General features: G+C 58.7%; 1 rRNA gene. It reads left to right on the forward strand.

Going from position 1 to position 538, the window contains the following annotated elements:
* Window positions 1–538: ribosomal RNA gene (locus N5096_RS16035) — 23S ribosomal RNA — on the forward strand; the annotation flags it as partial.

A 538-nucleotide genomic window follows, 5' to 3' on the forward strand; every position in this document is an offset into this window, starting at 1 on the left:
GTGAACCGGGGAAGGCGCAGGGAAACCGATACGGCCGCAGCACTATGTGTGAGGGCCACCGTGTTCAAGCGCGGGGAGTCAATCGGGTGCGACCCGAAACCAGGCGATCTATACGCAGGCAGGGTGAAGCGTGGCGAAAGCCACGTGGAGGCCCGTTAGAGGTGGTATTCTACAATATCCTCTCGTGATCTGCGCATAGGGGTGAAAGGCCCATCGAGCCTGGCAACAGCTGGTTCCAACCGAAACATGTCGAAGCATGACCTCTTCCGAGGTAGCCCGCGGGGTAGAGCTACCGATTGGATGACCCGCCTCCGAGAGGAGTCGGCCATCCTGTCGAACTCCAAACCCGCAGGCGCCGTAGACGAAGGGAGTCCGGTGTGCGGGGTAAGCCTGTGCACCATGAGGGGAACAACCCAGAGCCGGGTTAAGGTCCCAAAGTGTAGATTAAGTGCGATTCGAAGGTGGTCTCAAGCCCTAAACAGCCGGGAGGTGAGCTTAGAAGCAGCTACCCTCTAAGAAAAGCGTAACAGCTTACCGG

This window comes from Halorubrum yunnanense (assembly GCF_026586675.1).
Lineage (GTDB): Archaea > Halobacteriota > Halobacteria > Halobacteriales > Haloferacaceae > Halorubrum > Halorubrum yunnanense.